The 17,635-nt window shown below is 52.1% G+C and carries 19 protein-coding genes and 1 other annotated feature; of the genes, 6 read left to right on the top strand and 13 right to left on the bottom strand.

Annotation, left to right across the window (positions count from 1 at the left end; all coding sequences use genetic code 11):
• Positions 1–224 precede the first annotated feature (224 nt).
• Together hpf and ACMHXE_RS09935 are read left to right on the top strand one after the other, a co-directional pair.
• Entirely contained in the window at positions 225–578 is a 354-nt protein-coding gene (gene hpf / locus ACMHXE_RS09930; RefSeq protein ID WP_039034229.1) for a ribosome hibernation-promoting factor, HPF/YfiA family, read from the top strand.
• A gap of 108 nt (positions 579–686) precedes the next feature.
• Positions 687–806: a sequence feature (Phe leader region), on the top strand.
• A 38-nt stretch (positions 807–844) separates the two neighbouring features.
• Positions 845–2,800, top strand: coding sequence for a chorismate mutase (locus ACMHXE_RS09935; protein WP_287590312.1), 1,956 nt, complete (start codon positions 845–847; stop codon positions 2,798–2,800).
• Here the strand turns inward: ACMHXE_RS09935 and ACMHXE_RS09940 are convergent.
• From ACMHXE_RS09940 to ACMHXE_RS09980, 9 genes are all read right to left on the bottom strand, one after another.
• On the bottom strand, positions 2,788–4,089 hold the full coding sequence (locus tag ACMHXE_RS09940; RefSeq protein WP_413732129.1) for a cation:proton antiporter: 1,302 nt from the start codon (positions 4,087–4,089) through the stop codon (positions 2,788–2,790). The genes ACMHXE_RS09935 and ACMHXE_RS09940 overlap by 13 nt on opposite strands.
• Positions 4,090–4,135: 46 nt before the next feature.
• Positions 4,136–4,471: a hypothetical protein gene (locus ACMHXE_RS09945; protein WP_028779791.1), complete on the bottom strand. Its 336-nt coding sequence runs from the start codon at positions 4,469–4,471 to the stop codon at positions 4,136–4,138.
• 99 nt (positions 4,472–4,570) lie between these two features.
• A complete protein-coding gene (locus ACMHXE_RS09950; protein WP_226564286.1) occupies positions 4,571–5,668 on the bottom strand; it encodes a hybrid-cluster NAD(P)-dependent oxidoreductase in 1,098 nt (365 codons plus the stop codon).
• A 68-nt stretch (positions 5,669–5,736) separates the two neighbouring features.
• Positions 5,737–7,398: a hydroxylamine reductase gene (gene hcp / locus ACMHXE_RS09955; protein ID WP_224867395.1), complete on the bottom strand. Its 1,662-nt coding sequence runs from the start codon at positions 7,396–7,398 to the stop codon at positions 5,737–5,739.
• A 229-nt stretch (positions 7,399–7,627) separates the two neighbouring features.
• Positions 7,628–8,767 carry a bifunctional chorismate mutase/prephenate dehydrogenase gene (gene tyrA, locus ACMHXE_RS09960; protein ID WP_165564729.1) on the bottom strand — a complete coding sequence of 380 codons (1,140 nt, stop codon included), beginning with the start codon at positions 8,765–8,767 and terminating at the stop codon, positions 7,628–7,630.
• 13 nt (positions 8,768–8,780) lie between these two features.
• Positions 8,781–9,872 (bottom strand): 3-deoxy-7-phosphoheptulonate synthase, encoded by a 1,092-nt coding sequence (locus ACMHXE_RS09965; protein ID WP_165564728.1) that lies wholly within the window; start codon positions 9,870–9,872, stop codon positions 8,781–8,783.
• 887 nt (positions 9,873–10,759) lie between these two features.
• A complete protein-coding gene (locus ACMHXE_RS09970) occupies positions 10,760–11,038 on the bottom strand; it encodes a hypothetical protein (protein ID WP_413732133.1) in 279 nt (92 codons plus the stop codon).
• Between the two features lie 431 nt (positions 11,039–11,469).
• Positions 11,470–11,775, bottom strand: a complete 306-nt coding sequence (locus ACMHXE_RS09975; protein WP_286995459.1) for a DUF962 domain-containing protein — start codon at positions 11,773–11,775, stop codon at positions 11,470–11,472.
• 12 nt (positions 11,776–11,787) lie between these two features.
• A complete protein-coding gene (locus ACMHXE_RS09980; protein WP_101053524.1) occupies positions 11,788–12,438 on the bottom strand; it encodes a GNAT family N-acetyltransferase in 651 nt (216 codons plus the stop codon).
• 264 nt (positions 12,439–12,702) lie between these two features.
• Between ACMHXE_RS09980 and ACMHXE_RS09985 the strand changes: the two genes are divergently transcribed.
• The gene (locus ACMHXE_RS09985) at positions 12,703–12,933 is read left to right on the top strand and encodes a DUF2789 domain-containing protein (protein ID WP_101053521.1); all 231 of its coding nucleotides are present in this window, start codon (positions 12,703–12,705) and stop codon (positions 12,931–12,933) included.
• A gap of 22 nt (positions 12,934–12,955) precedes the next feature.
• On the opposite strand, the gene ACMHXE_RS09990 is transcribed toward ACMHXE_RS09985, so the two are convergent.
• On the bottom strand, positions 12,956–13,321 hold the full coding sequence (locus ACMHXE_RS09990; RefSeq protein ID WP_413732135.1) for a DUF3192 domain-containing protein: 366 nt from the start codon (positions 13,319–13,321) through the stop codon (positions 12,956–12,958).
• Positions 13,322–13,487: 166 nt separating this feature from the next.
• Between ACMHXE_RS09990 and ACMHXE_RS09995 the strand changes: the two genes are divergently transcribed.
• Both ACMHXE_RS09995 and ACMHXE_RS10000 read left to right on the top strand, forming a co-directional pair.
• Entirely contained in the window at positions 13,488–13,826 is a 339-nt protein-coding gene (locus ACMHXE_RS09995) for a hypothetical protein (protein WP_101053517.1), read from the top strand.
• Positions 13,826–14,599 carry a Zn-ribbon-containing protein gene (locus ACMHXE_RS10000; protein ID WP_028779837.1) on the top strand — a complete coding sequence of 258 codons (774 nt, stop codon included), beginning with the start codon at positions 13,826–13,828 and terminating at the stop codon, positions 14,597–14,599. Before ACMHXE_RS09995 ends, ACMHXE_RS10000 begins: the two co-directional genes overlap by 1 nt.
• Positions 14,600–14,657: 58 nt before the next feature.
• Here the strand turns inward: ACMHXE_RS10000 and syd are convergent, their stop codons facing one another.
• Positions 14,658–15,299: a SecY-interacting protein gene (gene syd / locus ACMHXE_RS10005; protein ID WP_101053515.1), complete on the bottom strand. Its 642-nt coding sequence runs from the start codon at positions 15,297–15,299 to the stop codon at positions 14,658–14,660.
• 59 nt (positions 15,300–15,358) lie between these two features.
• Between syd and queF the strand changes: the two genes are divergently transcribed.
• Positions 15,359–16,216, top strand: coding sequence for an NADPH-dependent 7-cyano-7-deazaguanine reductase QueF (gene queF, locus ACMHXE_RS10010; protein WP_165564725.1), 858 nt, complete (start codon positions 15,359–15,361; stop codon positions 16,214–16,216).
• 61 nt (positions 16,217–16,277) lie between these two features.
• Here queF and ACMHXE_RS10015 read toward each other — a convergent pair whose 3' ends face one another.
• Both ACMHXE_RS10015 and ACMHXE_RS10020 read right to left on the bottom strand, forming a co-directional pair.
• Positions 16,278–17,018: a 4'-phosphopantetheinyl transferase family protein gene (locus ACMHXE_RS10015; RefSeq protein WP_413732138.1), complete on the bottom strand. Its 741-nt coding sequence runs from the start codon at positions 17,016–17,018 to the stop codon at positions 16,278–16,280.
• Between the two features lie 75 nt (positions 17,019–17,093).
• Positions 17,094–17,378, bottom strand: coding sequence for a hypothetical protein (locus ACMHXE_RS10020; RefSeq protein ID WP_144161927.1), 285 nt, complete (start codon positions 17,376–17,378; stop codon positions 17,094–17,096).
• Between the last annotated feature and the right edge of the window lie 257 nt (positions 17,379–17,635).

Below are 17,635 nucleotides of genomic sequence, written 5' to 3' on the forward strand. Positions count from 1 at the left end.
GGGAGGAGGCAATCGGAAAGGACTGATACTCAGTGATCTCATTAAATATGGCCCTTTATCAACCAGGGTTCAAGACTTTTCAGGGCAAAATAATCCAAACTTGTCTAAGTGATCAAATAAGTGACAAACGCTCTCTGACTCGCCACAAATATTGATTTAGATCACATTTTTAAGTCTGGGGATTGTTAATCTGAAACCAAGGAAGCAACAGAGGGTTTGACAATATGCTAAAGATCACCAGCAAGCAATTTGAAGTCACAGCTGCCATCCGTGAACGTGTTGAGAGCCGCCTTACCAAACTGGACCGTTACGATACTCAGCTGATTAATCCCCATGTCATCATCCTCAAAGAAGGGCCACTCTTTAAAATAGAAGCATCAATAAAACTGGCCAACGGACAACTTTTTGCCCAGGCGAAACATGAAAATCTCTACGCAGCCATAAATGCAATGGGACAAAAGCTGGAAAAACAGCTCAATCGCCTGACCCACAAACCCGCAGCTCAGCGTGGTGCCTTTGAACCCGAAGCCACCGAACCTGAGTTCGAATACGATTACAAGGAGGACTACGCAGCTTGATATTTCAATCTCCCACTAACCAGCGCACCTTCGGGTGCGCTTTTCATTGTTTAACCCAAAGATTTTTTGATTGACAGCTCTAAGGGATAGATTTAGCTTAAATGTCATGAAAAACCTCAATCGCTCATTTTTTATTTTCTTTTTTACACCTCATTCCCGGAGGCGGCCCTGACGTGTAAAAACGAAAATGAAAATTGCCAAGCCTCCCACCCGGGAGGCTTTTTTGTCTGTATCATGCACTGAGTATTACTGGTTTAGAGGTCTGAATGAATAAAGTACCGTCGCTGGAGCGAATAAGGGATGACATCACTACCCTGGACAGGGATCTGTTGGCGCTATTGGCCAAACGTCGGCAACTCAGCCTGGAAGTCGCCCGCAGCAAAGAGGTGGACATTCGCCCAATCCGTGATACCCAGAGAGAGAAAGAACTCTTGGCAAGGCTGGTTCGCCAAGGGCGGGAACAGGGATTGGATGCCCATTATGTCATCAGTCTCTACCAGGCCATTATTGAAGACTCAGTGCTGAACCAACAGGCCTACCTCCAGGGCAGAGCCAATCCCGAAACCCAGAAACAGCAATACTGCATCGCCTATTTGGGCGCCAGAGGTTCATATTCCTACCTGGCCGCCAGTCGCTACTGCCAACGTCGTCAGGTAGAGATGCAGGATCTGGGTTGCCAGAACTTCGATGATATAGTGCAGGCCGTCGAATCCGGCCATGCCGACTATGGTTTTCTGCCGATAGAAAACACCTCATCCGGCTCAATCAACGAAGTCTACGATGTGTTGCAGCACACCAGCCTGGCCATAGTGGGTGAAACCACTATAGAAGTGGGCCACTGTCTGCTGGCCAAAGCGGGAAGCAAGCTTGCCGATATCAAAACCGTCTATGCCCACCCCCAACCCATCAGTCAATGCAGTCGCTACCTGAGTCGCCATCCCGACTTTCGTCTGGAATATTGCGCCAGCAGCGCCGAGGCAATGGAAAAAGTTCTCCAGGGCGATAACACTGTGGCTGCTATCGGCTCCAGTGAAGGCGGCGCCCTCTACCAGTTGGAAGCTCTGGAGCAGGAACTGGCCAATCAAAAAATCAACCAGAGCCGTTTTATCGTAGTGGCCCGCAAGGCGATAGAAGTGCCGGAGCAACTGCCGGCCAAAACCACACTGATTATGGCAACCGGTCAAAAGCCAGGCGCCTTGGTGGAAGCTTTGCTGATCCTCAAAGATCACAACCTCAATATGAGTAAGCTGGAGTCACGCCCTATCCCGGGCACGCCTTGGGAAGAGATGTTTTATCTGGATGTCGATGCCAATCTGGCATCCATAGCTATGCAGCAAGCACTTGCCGAGCTTGAACGGCTCACCCGCTTTATCAAAGTACTTGGCTGTTACCCTTGTGAGACGGTCGAGCCAACCCAGCTGAGTCACAGCCAACTGCTGATTGAACCTGAAAGTTCCAGGCAGGACAGCGCCAAACTGTCACCCCAGAGACATTCCCGTCACTATAAACCGGTCAGCACAGAAATTAGTTGCGGCCAGCTCAAACTGGGGCAAGGCCAGTTCGCCGCCTTGGCGCAACTGAACCTCCCCATAGATGCAGACAGCTTTGCCCCAAGCGCCAAGGCCCTCAGGGAAGCGGGATTTCAGGGCGTGGTTCTCAGCACGCTGACGCGCCAACCCGATGCCAAACAGCAACTGCCCAAGTTGCAGAGCCTGTTAAACCAAGCCGGGCTGCAGAGCATTGTTGCCTTGGAGCATGCAGAAGATCTGGCTCTGGCCCAGACCGCGGCCGACATGCTGCTGCTCAGCGGTAAACAGATGTACAACACAGAGCTGCTCAATGTGCTTGGCGGACAGAACCTGCCGGTGATATTGGAGCGTAATCCCATGGCCAGCCAACAGGATTGGCTGACCAGCGCAGATACCCTGCTCGCCGGCGGGAATCAGCAGTTAATCCTCTGTGATGCGGGGGTCAGTGGATTGAATCAACCCGAACAGCTTATGTTGGATCTCGCCGCCCTGGTGGAACTAAAAACCCAGAGCCACTTACCGCTGTTGGTAAATCCAAGTCTGTGCCTCAACCCAAGCAGCAGTGAGCAAACACTGACTGCTCAGGTCTTGGCTATCAAGGCGTTGGGCGTAGATGGTTTAATCATCGCAACCGATGTCCGTCATCCACAGCAACATGCAGGCTTAATCGCCAAGCTGTATCAGACAGCCTGAGTCGATTCGGCAGCGGCTTTACCGGCCTCTGCCGCCTCGCGGCTGCGGCGGATCAAACGGGAAACCGTTGAGCCCTGCACCATGATAGAAAAGACCACCACGGCATAGGTCATTACCAGCAAGAGATCCCTGAGCTCCAGCTCGGGGGTCAGCACTATCCCCGCCGGAAGACTCATGGCCATAGCCAGCGCCAGGCCGCCCTTGAGCCCGCCCCAGATAAGGATCCCCTCCGCGCCTTGGCTGTATTGCCGCATACGCCGGAACCCCAGATAAGGTAAGTACACGCTGACACATCTTGCCAACAACACCACAGGGATACTCAGCAGCACAAACCACCAGAGTTGCATATCCAGATGGGTCAACAGCAGCAGGAGTCCCAATAGCAGGAACAAGAGCGAATTGAAGAAGTGCTCAAGCAGGCCCCAGAACCTTTGCAACAATATTCTCCCCGTGACCCCAAAGCATTTTGGCACTGTGAAATTCCCCAGCACGATTCCTGCGGCCACCATGGCCAGAGGGCCGGACACCGAGAGTTTTTCTGCCATCACATAACCTGCGGTAGGCACCACCAAGGTAATCAAGAGTCTCTGGGTTTCTTCATCCGTGAGTTTCATCAGTTGATGCAGCGCAAAAGCCAACGCCAGGCCATAGGCAATGCCACCAACGGCCTCATGGAAAAACAGCGCGCCGACATCGGCCAGGCTCAGAGCCTCGGCGGAAAAAGCCAGCTGCGAGACAGCAACAAACAGCACCAGGCCAATACCATCATTGAACAGCGACTCACCCTCAACCTGAATGGCAATATCCTCAGGCGCGCCGAGTTTTTTCAAGATGGCCAAAACCGCTATCGGATCGGTTGGTGATATCAAGGCCCCGAACAACAAACAATAACTCCAGGGTAGCGCCAGCCCCAGCAGCGGCATCAAATAGAAGCAAAGCGCCGCCACTGTCAGAGTGGAAATCACAGTACCAAGCAGAGCCAGACAGAGAATTTCCCATTTCTGGCTGGCCAGCACCTTGAGCCTTATCTGCAGCGCACCGGCGAAGAGCAGAAAACCCAACATACCGTTCAGCAGCAGCGCCTGAAAGTCGAGCCGCTGCAATACTGAAATGGTTTTGATATGGATATCCAGCTCAAACCACTTACCCACCACCAGGATAATCAGGCTAAGGAGCATGGCCAGGCCTGTGATGGCTATGGTTTCTTGCAGTGAGTGAAAACGGCTGGATAACAGCGAGATAATCAGTGCCAGCGCCGCCAGCACACAGAAGAGTTGATAGTCCGTCATATTTCCTTGCGATCAGGCTGACCGCTTCCCTGGTAGCAGACAAGAGCTACATGGCTTGTCCATCTGTGAGGCTGAGCCAACCCTTGAAGATTCGGTAACTGAACCAGATAACCCCCAGGGCGCACAAGCTGAGGCTGAGCCACAGCGGATTGACCCAGTAGCCCATAGCCAGTAGCAGTGCCAAACCCATAATACTGCGCCTTTGCCAGCGCAAGTGAGAGCCCAGCAGCGACAGAGGTGCAACCTGCCTTTGGCTTAAGTTAATCAACAGGCTCAGGATCACAGGCAGGAAAAACAACGGAAAGGCACACATAAGCGCATATAAAAAATGGCCCATGCTGCGATCTTCACTGGCAAATGCTTCTGAGGGTAAGCTGGTCATAGTCTGTCTCCGGCCAACATCTGGAATGCAGGGCCCAAAGCTCTTGCCCTGCTTTAACCATACTGTGAGATCGCCACTTCTGCAATGCCGGAAACAGAATTAGAAGGGGCCGGTTTCCAGTTGAATATCACTCTTCACCCGGCTGGAGCACGCCAACACCATACCTGAGTCAATCTCATCCTGGCTGAGTGTCTGCTGGCTGCTGCTTTCAACCTCACCGGAGACAACCCGGCACTTACAGGAGCCACAAACGCCGCTGCGACAGGCGGCAATAATGGGCAAACCTTCAGACTCCAGCGCTTCAAGCAGGGTCTGCTCACCATTGATGCTGAGCTCAAGGCCGGCAACACTCAAGCGGTAATTAGCCGAACCGTCACCCGCAGGCGCCGAGGTATTTTCAGCAAAGCTTTCCTTGTGAAAACGCGTCATATCGAAATCTGCTTGCGCCAGCATCTGCTCTGTGGCCGCCATGTAAGCCTCGGGGCCACAGACATACACGGTGCGCTGACGATAATCCGGCACCAGTTGTTCCAGTGCCGCCAAGCTCAAGCGTCCCGGTAACATAGGGCACTCGGCAAGCTCCCCGGAGACTGAGGCAGTCTCACCTCCCTGCTCCAGCAGATAGCCCAGCTTAAAGTTATCGTGACGGCTGTTCATAGCCCGCAAACTGTCTCGGAAGATGAGATCCTGCTCGCTTCTGGCACTGTGAATAAAAGCGATATCGCTGTCAAGATAGCTGTCGGTCAGAAAACGACTCATGGAAAACATCGGCGTAATGCCACAACCGGCGCTTAAAAACAGATAGCGCTCGGCCGGTATATCGATAAGGTTGAACTGGCCGTAAGGCCCGGAAGCCATTAGGCTGTGGCCCGGCTTAAGATTATCGATAAGGTAGTTGGAAATTTTGCCGCCCTCAACCCTCTTAATGGTCAGCATCAAAGAATTGGGCCGAGATGGCGAAGAGGAGATGGTATAACAGCGGCGATACTCCTCACCGGCAATCTCCAATTGCAATGCTACAAACTGCCCGGGCTTGAAATGAAAAGACAGCGGCTGAGCCGCTTTAAAACGAAAACTCACCACATCCGGGGTTTCCTGCCAGCGGGCGACACAAATGAGCCGCAGCTCTCCGGGAACCCATTGACCAGCCTGATATTGACTGATTGCCGGCGAAACTTGTAATGGATTGAGTGTCATCGAAACTCCCTCTACAGAGAAAGGAATGGCCGGAATGCCGCAGGCATTCCGGCCTCAAGAGATACGCATCAAGCGGCGCCGAGAATCGCCTCCAGGTCTTCCTCAACCGTGCCAACATTGCGCAGGCCGAACTTATCTTCCAGTACCTTCAGCAAATTGGCGGTCAGGAAAGCCGGCGGAGTTGGGCCGGTACGTATGTTCTTCACTCCCAGTGACAGCAAGGTCAACAGGACCACTATCGCCTTCTGCTCAAACCAGGACAGCACCAGACTCAGCGGCAATTCGTTGATATCACACTCAAATATCTCAGACAGTGCCAGCGCCAGCTGAATCGCCGAGTAGGCGTCGTTACACTGGCCGATATCCAGCAGTCTGGGGATACCGTTGATATCACCGAATTCGAGCTTGTTGAACTTGTACTTGCCACAGCCCAGGGTCAGGATCAGGCTGTCTTTGGGGGCCGCCTTGGCAAGGTCGGTGAAGTAGCTGCGCTCGGCCTTGTCACCATCACAGCCGCCAATCAGGAAGAAGTGGCGGATATTGCCGTTCTTGACGTTTTCAACCACGGCAGGCGCCGCATTCATCAAAGCGTTGCGGGCAAAACCTATGGTGATCATATGGGGGATCTCATCATAGGCAAAGCCTTCAAGCGCCAGTGCCTTGTCGATAACGGCACTGAAATCGTCGCCGGTCAGGTGAGTCACGCCCGGCCAACCAACGATACTGCGGGTAAAGATGCGGTCGGCATACTGACCGACATTGGGATCGATAATGCAGTTGGAGGTCATCACCACGGCGCCGGGGAAGTTGGCAAATTCCTTCTGTTGATTTTGCCAGGCGCTGCCGTAGTTCCCCACCAGATGCGGGTATTTCTTCAGTTCAGGATAGGCCAGCGCCGGCAACATCTCACCATGGGTATAGACATTGATGCCCTTGCCTTCTGTCTGTTGCAGGATGAGCTCGAGATCTTTCATATCGTGGCCCGAGACCAAGATTGCCTTGCCCTTCACCGGCTTGGTGTTGACCTGAGTCGGCTCTGGATGACCAAAGGCCGCGGTTTCACCGGCATCTAGCATAGCCATCACAGAATAGTTGAGCTGACCTATCTCCATCGCAGTGGCAAACAGCTTGTCAGCATCTGTGCTGTCGGTCGCCAGAAAAGCCATGATCTCGTGGAAACGACCGGCCACTTCGCTGCTGGTCTGATCCAGAACCCGGGCGTGTTCCATATAGGCAGCCGCCCCTTTCAGGCCGTAGAGGCACAGGAGTCGCAGACCGAGAATATCTTCATTGAGGTCATCACCTCGGTTGGGCGCAGCCACTTTGGCCTGTTGTAACAGCTCGGCCTTGGACGCCCCCAGCAGCAGAGTCGCCGCGGCGGACATAGGCTCGGGTGTCACGCCCCTTTGTTCACAAAGCTCCAGATAGCGCTGCTTTAGCTGGTCTCGCAAGCGAGCGGCCTCCTTTGCATATTCGGTAATCCGCTCATCGTCGAAGTTGACATTGGTCAGAGTGGCGAAAAATGCCTTGGGCACAAAGGTATCGACTTGCGGATCGATAACCTCAAACTCCCGGAGTTTGACGGCATAGGCGGACAGCCCCTGCAACATGTAAATCAACAGATCCTGCAGATCCGAGGTCGCGGCCAATTTACCGCACATCCCCTGGGCATAGCTGCAGCCATTACCGGCCGGGGTTCGAATGGTTTGCTCACACTGAATACAAAACACGGCATATCTCCTTTAATCATGCTTTATTTTTGCATGTTTAAAATCAGTGTACTCTTTCATCGCTCAGACGAAAGAACGTGAGTCATAAAGCTTGAAGGAGATCACCTTAAGCAATTGCTGAATAAATGGCTTTTTGACTTCTATCTTACTGATACAAATGAAAAAGGAGCCTAAAAGGCTCCCTTGGATAAATCGCGTTGCACTGCCAGCGGAGTTGACCGCCTTGAGATCAGTGACTCTTCATATCATTGACCGACTGCAGCATGCTGCGGCTCTCGCTGCGAAACTGTGGTGCAAAGTCACCGAACCATTCGGCCACCTCACGGAACTGGCGCACAAAGCCGTCTCTGTCACCGGCCTTGAGCATGGCTAAAGCGCCGGCATAGTTGTTCAGATAGTCGGAAATAGCCCCCAGGCTCTCTTGCTGGGCGAAGATGATATCGGCGTAAAGCTCTGGGCTTTGAGCAAACAAGCGACCCACCATGGCCAACTCCAGCCGGTAAATCGGCGAGCTGAACTGCAGCAGACTATCAAGATCGGCCTGCTCCCGGCACAAGTTGAGGCCATAGACAAAGCTGGAGAAGTGGCGCATCGCCTGCACCAGTTGCATCGCCTTATCATGCTTGCCGGCATCCGCTTCCACCAGCCGTGCTCCCCAAATAGCTATCTGCTCCAGCAGCCAGGCATAGGCCTCACTCTGCCGACCATGGCACACCACGACAACCTGCTTGGCGAGGCTGCCCACATCCGGGCCAAACATGGGATGAAGCCCCACCACAGGCCCGCTGTGGGTCTCGAGCATGGCTTGTAGCGGCTGCGACTTTATCGAGGTCAGATCCGCAAGAATGCAATCCTTGGGCAAGCCTTGTAAACGGGAGCGAATAAGCTCACAGGTAATGGCAATCGGCACAGTGACCAATACCAGACCGGCTCCGGCAAGGATAGCATCGGCATTATCCCAATCATCTTTATCGAGCAGATGTACTGGATAGCCGGAGAGCGTCAGCATCTGGGCAAACAGGGTGCCCAACTGGCCACGACCACCAATGATCACCACCTTGTTGATATCCGGGTTCACCTGCTTGAAACCCACATCCTTCTCGTTGAGATAGGATTCCCGCATCAGGCGCCTGAGCACATCTTCTATCAACTGCGGCGATACCCCCAGACTTTCGGCTTCTACGCGGCGCTTGGCCAACATGGCGGCCTCCCGCTGCGGTGCATAGATGGGCAGGCCGGCGTTGTGTTTGACCGCGCCGACCTGGGCCACCAGATCCAGCCGCTGACGCAGCAACTTGAGTAACTCTTGGTCGACGCCGTCAATCAGTCCGCGTAACTTTTCCAGCTCTGCCGTGGTTTTCTCACTCATCTCAAATCTTCCGTCAGCCATTTGCCACCCTGAGCATATCAAAGCGAGTGGGTAAAATAGAACTCAGTTGCGCCGCCCCTTGCCTGAGCAGTTGCTCCGTATCCTGCCAACCTATGCAGGCATCAGTGACCGAAACCCCATAGTCAAGCTCGGCAAGCGGCTTGTCACAGGCCTGACTACCGGCAAATAGATGGCTTTCCAACATCAAACCTATGATGGAGCGATTGCCCGCCGCTATCTGGTCAAATACATCCCGGCACACAGGCAGTTGCCGTCGATGATCTTTGTTGGAGTTGCCATGACTACAGTCGATAATCAGTCTGGCATTGAGCCCGGCATCATGCAGCTGCCGTTCACACTCGGCCACCGAATCGGCATCATAGTTGGGGCCCGCCCCACCTCGCAGGATCACATGCCCATCCGGGTTACCGGCGGTTTGCAGCAAAGCCACCTGCCCTTGTTGATTGATCCCCATGAATCTGTGACTGCTGGCCGCCGACTTGAGGGCGTTAATGGCCACCCCCAGATTGCCATCCGTGCCATTCTTGAACCCTACCGGCATGGAAAGCCCGGAGGCCATCTCCCTGTGGGTTTGTGATTCTGTGGTTCTGGCGCCTATGGCTGACCAGGTCACCAGTTCGGAAATATATTGCGGACTGATGGGATCCAGCGCTTCGGTGGCAACCGGCAACTCGAGTTCGGCCAGAAACAACATCAACTCCCGCGCCATCCGCAACCCTTTTTCAATATTGAAGGACTCATCCATATCGGGATCATTGATCATCCCTTTCCAGCCCACTGTGGTTCGAGGTTTTTCAAAGTAGACCCGCATCAGGATAAAAAACTGATCCTTGAGCTCGTCATGGAGCTTTTTCAGTTTGAGGGCATATTCCTTGGCCGACTCAATATCGTGAATAGAGCAAGGGCCGGTGACGACCAACACCCGGTTGTCACGCTTGTGAACTATGTCGGAAACCGTCTTGCGGGCACTAAGAATATAGCGATAGCCGTGATCAGAAAGTGGCAACTGCTGCTTGAGTTCTTCGGGGGTTATGAGGACTTGTTCGGCACTGATGTGCACATTCTCTATGTTACTGGACTGCATTCTGATCACCTGAAATTATTTTGTGCGGCATACCTGAACGCACCACTGTAGCGGTACACCATTACGGCATTACACTATGCCGAGACTGAAGCGGGAGATCAAGGGCGAAACCGGAAAAATTTTCATCTTTATTGCCAAGGAAACAGCAAACGGTTTCCATGTGTGCTTTGTCTAAGTTTGAATGCCAAGCTTGGCTCACTTGTCGTAAACAGCAAAATCGCCAAATCATCAAATAGTTAGGATGACAAAAAGTAACAATCCACCATGCTTGAAGGTTTCTTTATCCAATGTTTGTTGTACCTTCTCGTCAAGGGAAAACAGATGAAAAAATGCTGTTATCTCACGAAGCGTGAGAATTCATCCCTTCATCCGGATTTCAAACAGTACAAAAGATGGTGTAAATGCCATTTCATTCCACTGAAAGAGCGGCTGAAGTGACTGGGTGATTGGTGACGATTCAATGCAGAACTTTAATCCACTTATTTCAACCATTGCAGGTAGATCTATTCAATTCCTGTTCGTCAGTTCTATGAGCTATTTTCCACATTATTCCGTTCCCACCTCAAGATGCGCGCCCTCACTGTGCAGCAAATGACGCCCCTGACCGGGCTTACAGCGAGCTTACAATGGCATCCTACCAGCATCAACTTAACAGGCTGCGCGCCATGCCCGGCACACAAAGAAAAGGCGCGTCCTAAGACGCGCCCTATTTACTGCTGTCAGCCATCCCGCTGAGTTGTGCTCCCTGCACCTTCCATGCGTATGAATTTCTTCCTGTGGACACCTTGTCTCAGTGATGACAGCTTCCAAGCTATCTTTTCATCCCTGCTGACAACCATCCTGGTATCTGCTCAATTCCCTTGAGCCTCCTTGTGGCCTCCTGGCACTCATCTTCCATGTTTGCCCATCCACGAGCTTGTTGTCGTCCATGAGTTGGGTTTTCCCTTAACCCAAAGGCTGGCATCCCTGAGCCTGTCCTCTACTTCGTCCTGAACGCTTTCCTTAGCAGACCTTTCTGTCTCAAATGGCCTTTCCTGGCGCGGCAATTTCCTTATTACCGGAAAAAATCTTCTGTGTATCCATCCTGGATACTGCTTCCCTGCGAGCCGTTTCCTTGGCTTGAACTTCCCTAAAATGGTTTCAAGACGTCCTGTCTTGATTGTCATCCATGACTGAAATCCATTTAGCAGGTTTCCTTGCAGCTCGTCCTTGCATAGGCCTTTCCAAAACGCGTCATCCTGACACTTGCCCTGGCTGCCTCCTTAAACTCCTTGGCGTTGCTTTCCTTGCAACTCCCTCTTCCTTGAGGCTCCCTCTTCCTTGAAGCTTGTAACTTCAGCTCCTTTCCTTGGAAGCTCTGTCAAAGCATCCTGCCCTGACCACAACTTAAGTGTACCCAAGGCCCCCTCTTTGAAATGGTCGATTTTAGAACAGGCTAGGAATGACAAATATTCAGCAGTCGCTAATAAAATTCTAATCACTTGTTTATTAACAACATTTAATTATTCGCCAGTAAGAACAGCTAATAAGTCTTATGTTTATCGCACAGCTTTGTGAGACATATCTCACATTGGTACTGGTAAATAACCAAAAACACTCAGAAACGATGTTTGCCACTGACAAATTGGGCCAACATGACCCAGTCAGCCATCAAGCTATAGACTGGGTATTGAAAGGTCGCCGGCTTATTGTGTTCAAAACCAAAGTGACCAATCCAGGCAAAGCCATAACCCACCACAGGCAGAGCCAAGAGCCATACAAATTGTCCACTAAGCAGGCTGAATAACAGAAGAAGCAATACCAGTATCGAACCTAGATAATGCAAACCTCGGCATACGGGATCGGAATGCTGTGACAGGTAGAAAGGATAAAACTCAGCAAAACTCTTGTACTTTTGCTCCATGCTTAACTCCTGTTATTGGTAGACGTCATCATCAGTATGACTGTGGTAAAAGAGCAACTCTCCGGTTAACTGCCCGATATTCAGCTCAACCACGGGTACAAAGCCTTGCTCTCGGAACAGATGAGAATGGCCATCCTCAGTCACAAAGACTCCAACCCCTTCCAGCTCCGGCTGCTCATCACACCAACCCAATACCGCCTGGACGAGCAACTTGCCATAACCCTTGCGCTGCTCGGTTAAAGCTACTGCAATGAACTGTATAATGCCGTATTCAGTAGCCGGCAGGTGCTCCAGAATTGAATTCTCCTTCTGCATCAACTTCTGCGTCGATTGCCAACCTGTCCCCAGCAGCATTTTCAAACGCCAATGCCAATAGCGCCCCTCCCCCTGGGGAAGTGATGAGGTCACCACGCAGGCAACCCCAATCAAGCGCTCATCATCGAACAACCCAATAAGGGGCTGCTCCTGTTGCCAAAGCTCATTGAGCTCTTCACGAATTGCGGCTCTGAGCTTTTGTTCATATTCGGCGGCATTGGCGGCCGGCAAGGTCTGCTGAAAAAACGCATCATAGTGATAGGCGTTATAGAGAATTGATGCGGCCAGGCGCAAATCTTCCGCCGTCAGGTAAACAGCACGCAGGGAATCGGGAGTCTGGGTTTCCATTTGTTGTTGTCCTTGTCAGCCAAAAGGGTAATTTCCAATTTAACAATTTTGGATCAAAGTACAATCTTTTGCTTGTCAAGCCGTTCGACTACTGCCGTGGGCACCATTCCCATAGAGATAATAAGCTCTGCCGATTTAAAGCAATGGATCTGCGGTTCGATTGGTATAAGCTAAAGGGAAGGAATAAAGCTTACTATCTGTTTTATGAAGGCTTGTTCACACATCACCTTGGCAAGATATGCCAGGACTTCTGGAGGTCAGAATATGGATACCACCCACACAGACTTGGCCCATTTATTTGAGCAATTGGGACTCCCCAGCAGCAGCGAGGCGATAGAAGGTTTTATCGGCACACATTCTATCCCCGAGGGAGTCAAACTGGTGGATGCACCATTCTGGAATGAAGCTCAGCGCACTTTTTTAACAGAGGCTCTGGCCGAGGACGCCCAATGGTCAGACACCATAGACCATTTGGACGCCCAGCTCAGGAGTTGATTGAAATTGGGATGAGTGTGAATTACAGCTGCGCGTAGGCCTTATCGCCCCAGCCAATCAGTTGTTGATCGCGAAACACCAAGGGGGTGCATTCATCCTTGGTGGTCTTGCCATCACTGTGTCTGTGGCGGGTACGGTAAAATAGTACATGTACTTGCTGCTCATTGGAGAGAAAGGCTTCATTGAAGTCGGCCTGCCCCATGAGATGCTGCACCTGTTGCTGATCCATCCCCAGAGTCAACTTGGCCAGTTGTTGCTGATTTTGCTGTTGCTGCAGCTGCCAGGACTCCTTTTCATCCCAGTTGGCTTCGTGATCGCCGACATTGACCACACAGGCACTAAGCCCTAAGCTTGCTATCCCCATCAGTGGCAGTAATAACTTGTTCATTGTCACTCCTTGTTATATTTATCAAATGTTAATTTTTGTTAAGTAAATACAGCAAGCGCTATGCAACATGCAGGCCAACAAATAAACTGATAAATATCAAAAAGATAAAAACAAATAACTGCTGCACTATGTAGCTATTGGCGAAAAAGTGAGGTTTTTTACCAAGATGTCCACTCCACTGGAACAGGTCATGGCCGCTGCGGCGGCAGTAGCCCAAAGCGGCCATACTCCCTCTCTGGCACTGATTAAGGCAAGACTCAGCAACAAGTTACCAATGCCACTGCTGGTTGAAGGTCTGCAGCGCTTCAAATCCCTTCCGGAGAGTGAACGGGAAAAACTAACTCAAAGCGAACCTCGGCAGGATGAAGCTGCACCACAGAAACCTGTCCCCACAGTAGAAGTCCTCCAGCAGGAGATCAGCCAGCTACGCCAGGAACAGCAGCAACTGAAACAAGAATTCGCGGCCTTACAACAAAGGCTCGCCAAGCTTGAGGGCCAGCAATAATGTTTGTCTGCGAACTCAGGTTTGAATGCTTTGCCAACACCACGATCAGCGCCGCAGAAAAAGCCATCAATACTCTGCTTGAAGCCTGGCGGGCCAACGGTCAGGTATTGGGACGGGAATTTGCGGTGGCCTTTAGGGACGGAGAGTTCAGAGTCAGGCTACTGCTACCTGAAGAAACCAGTCTGGCCAACAGGCACAACAGTCCCTGGGCCAAACAGGCGTTGCAGCAGTTAACCGAGGCCAAACTGCTGGCCCCCAAGGAAAAGCTCATAGGTCAGGATATCAATTCCGAAGTCAGCACCCTGGAGCCCCCAAGTTGGCAGCTGCTTTATACCAGCTATGTGCATATGTGCTCACCACTGCGCAGCGGCGATAACTTGCTACCCATTCCACTCTACCGCATTCCCGCGACCTTCAACGGCGATCACAAGCGGGTGATCCGTTGGCAAACCGAGTGGCAAGCCTGTGATGAACTGCAGATGGCCGCAGCAACCAAGGCCGAGTTTGCCGCACTTGAGGAGCTTTCCAGCCCGGATAGCGATCTGTTTCGCCGCGGCTGGGATTTGCGTGGCCGCATCGAATATCTGACCCAAATTCCTACCTATTACTACCTTTACCGGGTCGGGGGAGAGAGTAAGCAAGCCGAATTGGCCCGTCCCTGTCCCCGCTGCGGCAACCCGGACTGGCGCCAGCCCAGCCCGTTGCTGGATCTGTTTCATTTCCGCTGTGACAACTGCCGGATAGTCTCCAACCTCTCCTGGGATCATCAATAGCCTAGGCTCATCAATAGCAGTGATCATCAATCAATAGTGATTGTGGCAACCCCGGCTATCAGCGGCGGGAAAACAGGTGTTGCCACATAAGCTTCATCCGCGCCCAGAGACCGGGATGGTCAACATCCGCCATGGTCGGCTCCACAGGCTCAACTGCCGGCGCCACTCTGGGGCGCAGCATAACAAGAAACTCTTCCAGGCTATCTGCCAGCTTCTTTGAGGGGAGCTCACCCGGGGTCTCACGCCAGACAGCACCGGTTTCGTTATCCACGCAGATCATCTCATCTCCTTGCCCCAATAGGCCGATAAACCAGGTCGGTGGCTGCTTGAGCTTGCGTTTCATCATCAGGTGCCCAATCAGATTCTGCTGCAGGAACTCAAAATCATCCTGACTCCAGGGCTGCAATAGTTCCCCTTCGCCGAAATCGGCTTCAAACAACAGATGCGCGGCAAAAAACTGCCCATAAAACTCGTCGATATCGGCATGCAGCGGCAACTCCAGCGCATGACTGACATTGGCAAAACTGCCTGGCTGCTCACGACGAATAGTCTGCCACAGTTGCGGATCTTCACCATCCTCCTGCAGCACACAGGGCGAGGCTTCTCCCCTGGCATAACATCTGGGGCCTTCCCCCAGACTCGACTGGTAACTTTGATGATAACGGCTGAGAAATTGCTCCAACGCCTGGGCACAAGACACTTATCGCACTTCCAAATTCAGGTATAATGGTGGCCTATTTTGACACGGAAACCCGCTTGATGACACAGAATCACGACCCTTACCGGAACGCCGAAGCCTTATCTGGCCTGACACTGGGTCAGCAGACAGATTATCAAGAGCATTACGCCCCAGAGCTGTTGCAGGGTGTGCCCCGCAAACTCAACCGTGATGCAATCAACCTGAGTACGCCTCTGCCGTTTCAGGGCGCCGATATCTGGACCGGCTATGAACTCTCCTGGCTCAATGCCAAGGGCAAGCCCATGGTGGCCATCGCCGAGTTCCAGCTGGATCTCAACAGCGAGCATTTAATTGAGTCCAAATCCTTCAAGCTCTATCTGAACAGTTTCAATCAAACTCGCTTTGACAGTACTGAAGCCGTCGAGCAGACCCTTACCCAAGATCTGAGCCGCTGTGCCAATGGCGAGGTAAAAGTCAGAGTGATTGAGCCCAAGCACTTCAACAGCCAGAGAGTTGTTGAGCTGCCAGGGCACTGCATTGACGATCTGGATATTGAAGTCAGCGACTATGAGTTCAACCCCAAATGGCTCGAGGACAGTACAGACGACAAGCAGATAGTTGCCGAGACCTTGAACTCCAACCTGCTTAAGTCCAACTGTTTGATCACCTCACAGCCTGATTGGGGCAGCGTGATGATCCGCTACCAGGGCCCCAAGATAGACAGGGAAAAACTGCTGCGTTATCTGATCTCTTTCCGCCAGCATAACGAGTTCCATGAGCAGTGTGTGGAGCGGATATTCACCGATCTGAAGCGTTTCTGCCATTGCAGTAAATTGACCGTCTACGCCCGCTACACCCGCAGAGGCGGATTGGACATCAACCCGTTCCGCAGTGACTTTGAGCACGTGCCGGAAAGCCAACGCCTGGCAAGACAGTAATCGAACATAAAGCGGCTTTAAAGCCGCTTTTTCATTCTTGCCGATAACCTATTTCAGAGTGCTACTGACCAAGGTGCCAGTGCAGTTGCCAGTTGATGGCTGCAGGGGCCCACAGCGTCAGGGCCAATCGATAACCCGGCTCCATATGGCCAAGCCAACTCTGCCATTGGGTGTTTTCCTTAGGCTTTAGCAAAAGCCCACGGCGCATCGAAACAATCTCGGCAGGCCGCTCGGCCGAGCATGCCTCCCCTGAGCTCAAGTCAAACGCAAACCCATCGAGCGGCTGCGCCAACCCTTTGCCTGTCGCCTTGATATAAGACTCTTTCAAGGCCCAGAGGTCGAAAAACGCCTCTCGCCGCGTGGCATCATCCAGATCTCGTAATTGCTGCAGCTCAAAAGGCGCAAAATAGTGGCGCATCACAGTATCGATAGATGTGCGCATCCGTAAACGCTCTATATCGACGCCAAGTTGCAACTCAGGAGAAGGATGTTTCAGCAATGCCAACAGCAGCCAATCACCGCTGTGACTGAGGTTAAAATGCAGCTGAGTCTGTTGAAACTGCTCATCACAAAGGCGCGGCTTACCCTGGGGACCATAATCGAAACACCACTCCCGGGCTGCAAGCGGCGCTTGACTACTCAGGGTTTTTCTCAGCAAGGCGCGGCTTGTTATCGCTCGTTGCTTAACCTCTTTATGGCTTATTCGGGCAAACTTTTCCCGCTCGGCCGGTGTCAGGCACAGCGCCAGATCTTTGAGTTTTAAAGGCTCACTCTGGCGTAAGGGATACAAAAAGAGTTGCACGGCGTTGATGGGAGGCTCCAAAAAACCAAGGGGGAGTAGGCTATTTTGCCTTGGGCTCCCCCTCGGTCTCAAGTGCTAATCGTTCATGTTTTGCTGATTCATTTTATCGACATAGGCTCTCGCCTCTTCCCGCTCTCTTTCCCGTTGCTGGGCGGTTGTACAGCGGCGGTTGGGAATATTGCTGCCGGTAACCCTAACCCGGTCGCAGCGGTATCCCTGTTCATCGAGTCTTTGTTGGCGGGCCGCGTCCTCAGGCGACAACTCGGCGGTCGTTGCACTGGTACCACTGCAACCGGCGCCGAGTACAGTAAACAAGGTCGCACTCGCCATTCCCAGTAGATTATTTTTTGTTAAATACACCTGACACTCTCCATTTCTGTTGCTGATGCCAGTTCATCCAGTTGCCCTAAAGGCAGATACCCAGGTTGTAACATAAGCTGCAATATAAGCTGCAACAGACCACTGGGGATTAGGGATAAATAGGTATCAGATATCCATTTTTACAGCACAAAAAACCAAAACAACCAATTTATATCAATTTAAAAACAAATCAACAACAAGCCATTCCGGACTCATTTGCAAGTAAGTGCTTTAAAACAAAAGCAGGATTTTCAGTC

Origin of the sequence: Shewanella sp. BJSY2023SW007 (genome assembly GCF_047314525.1) — a bacterium.
Classification (GTDB): domain Bacteria; phylum Pseudomonadota; class Gammaproteobacteria; order Enterobacterales; family Shewanellaceae; genus Shewanella; species Shewanella chilikensis.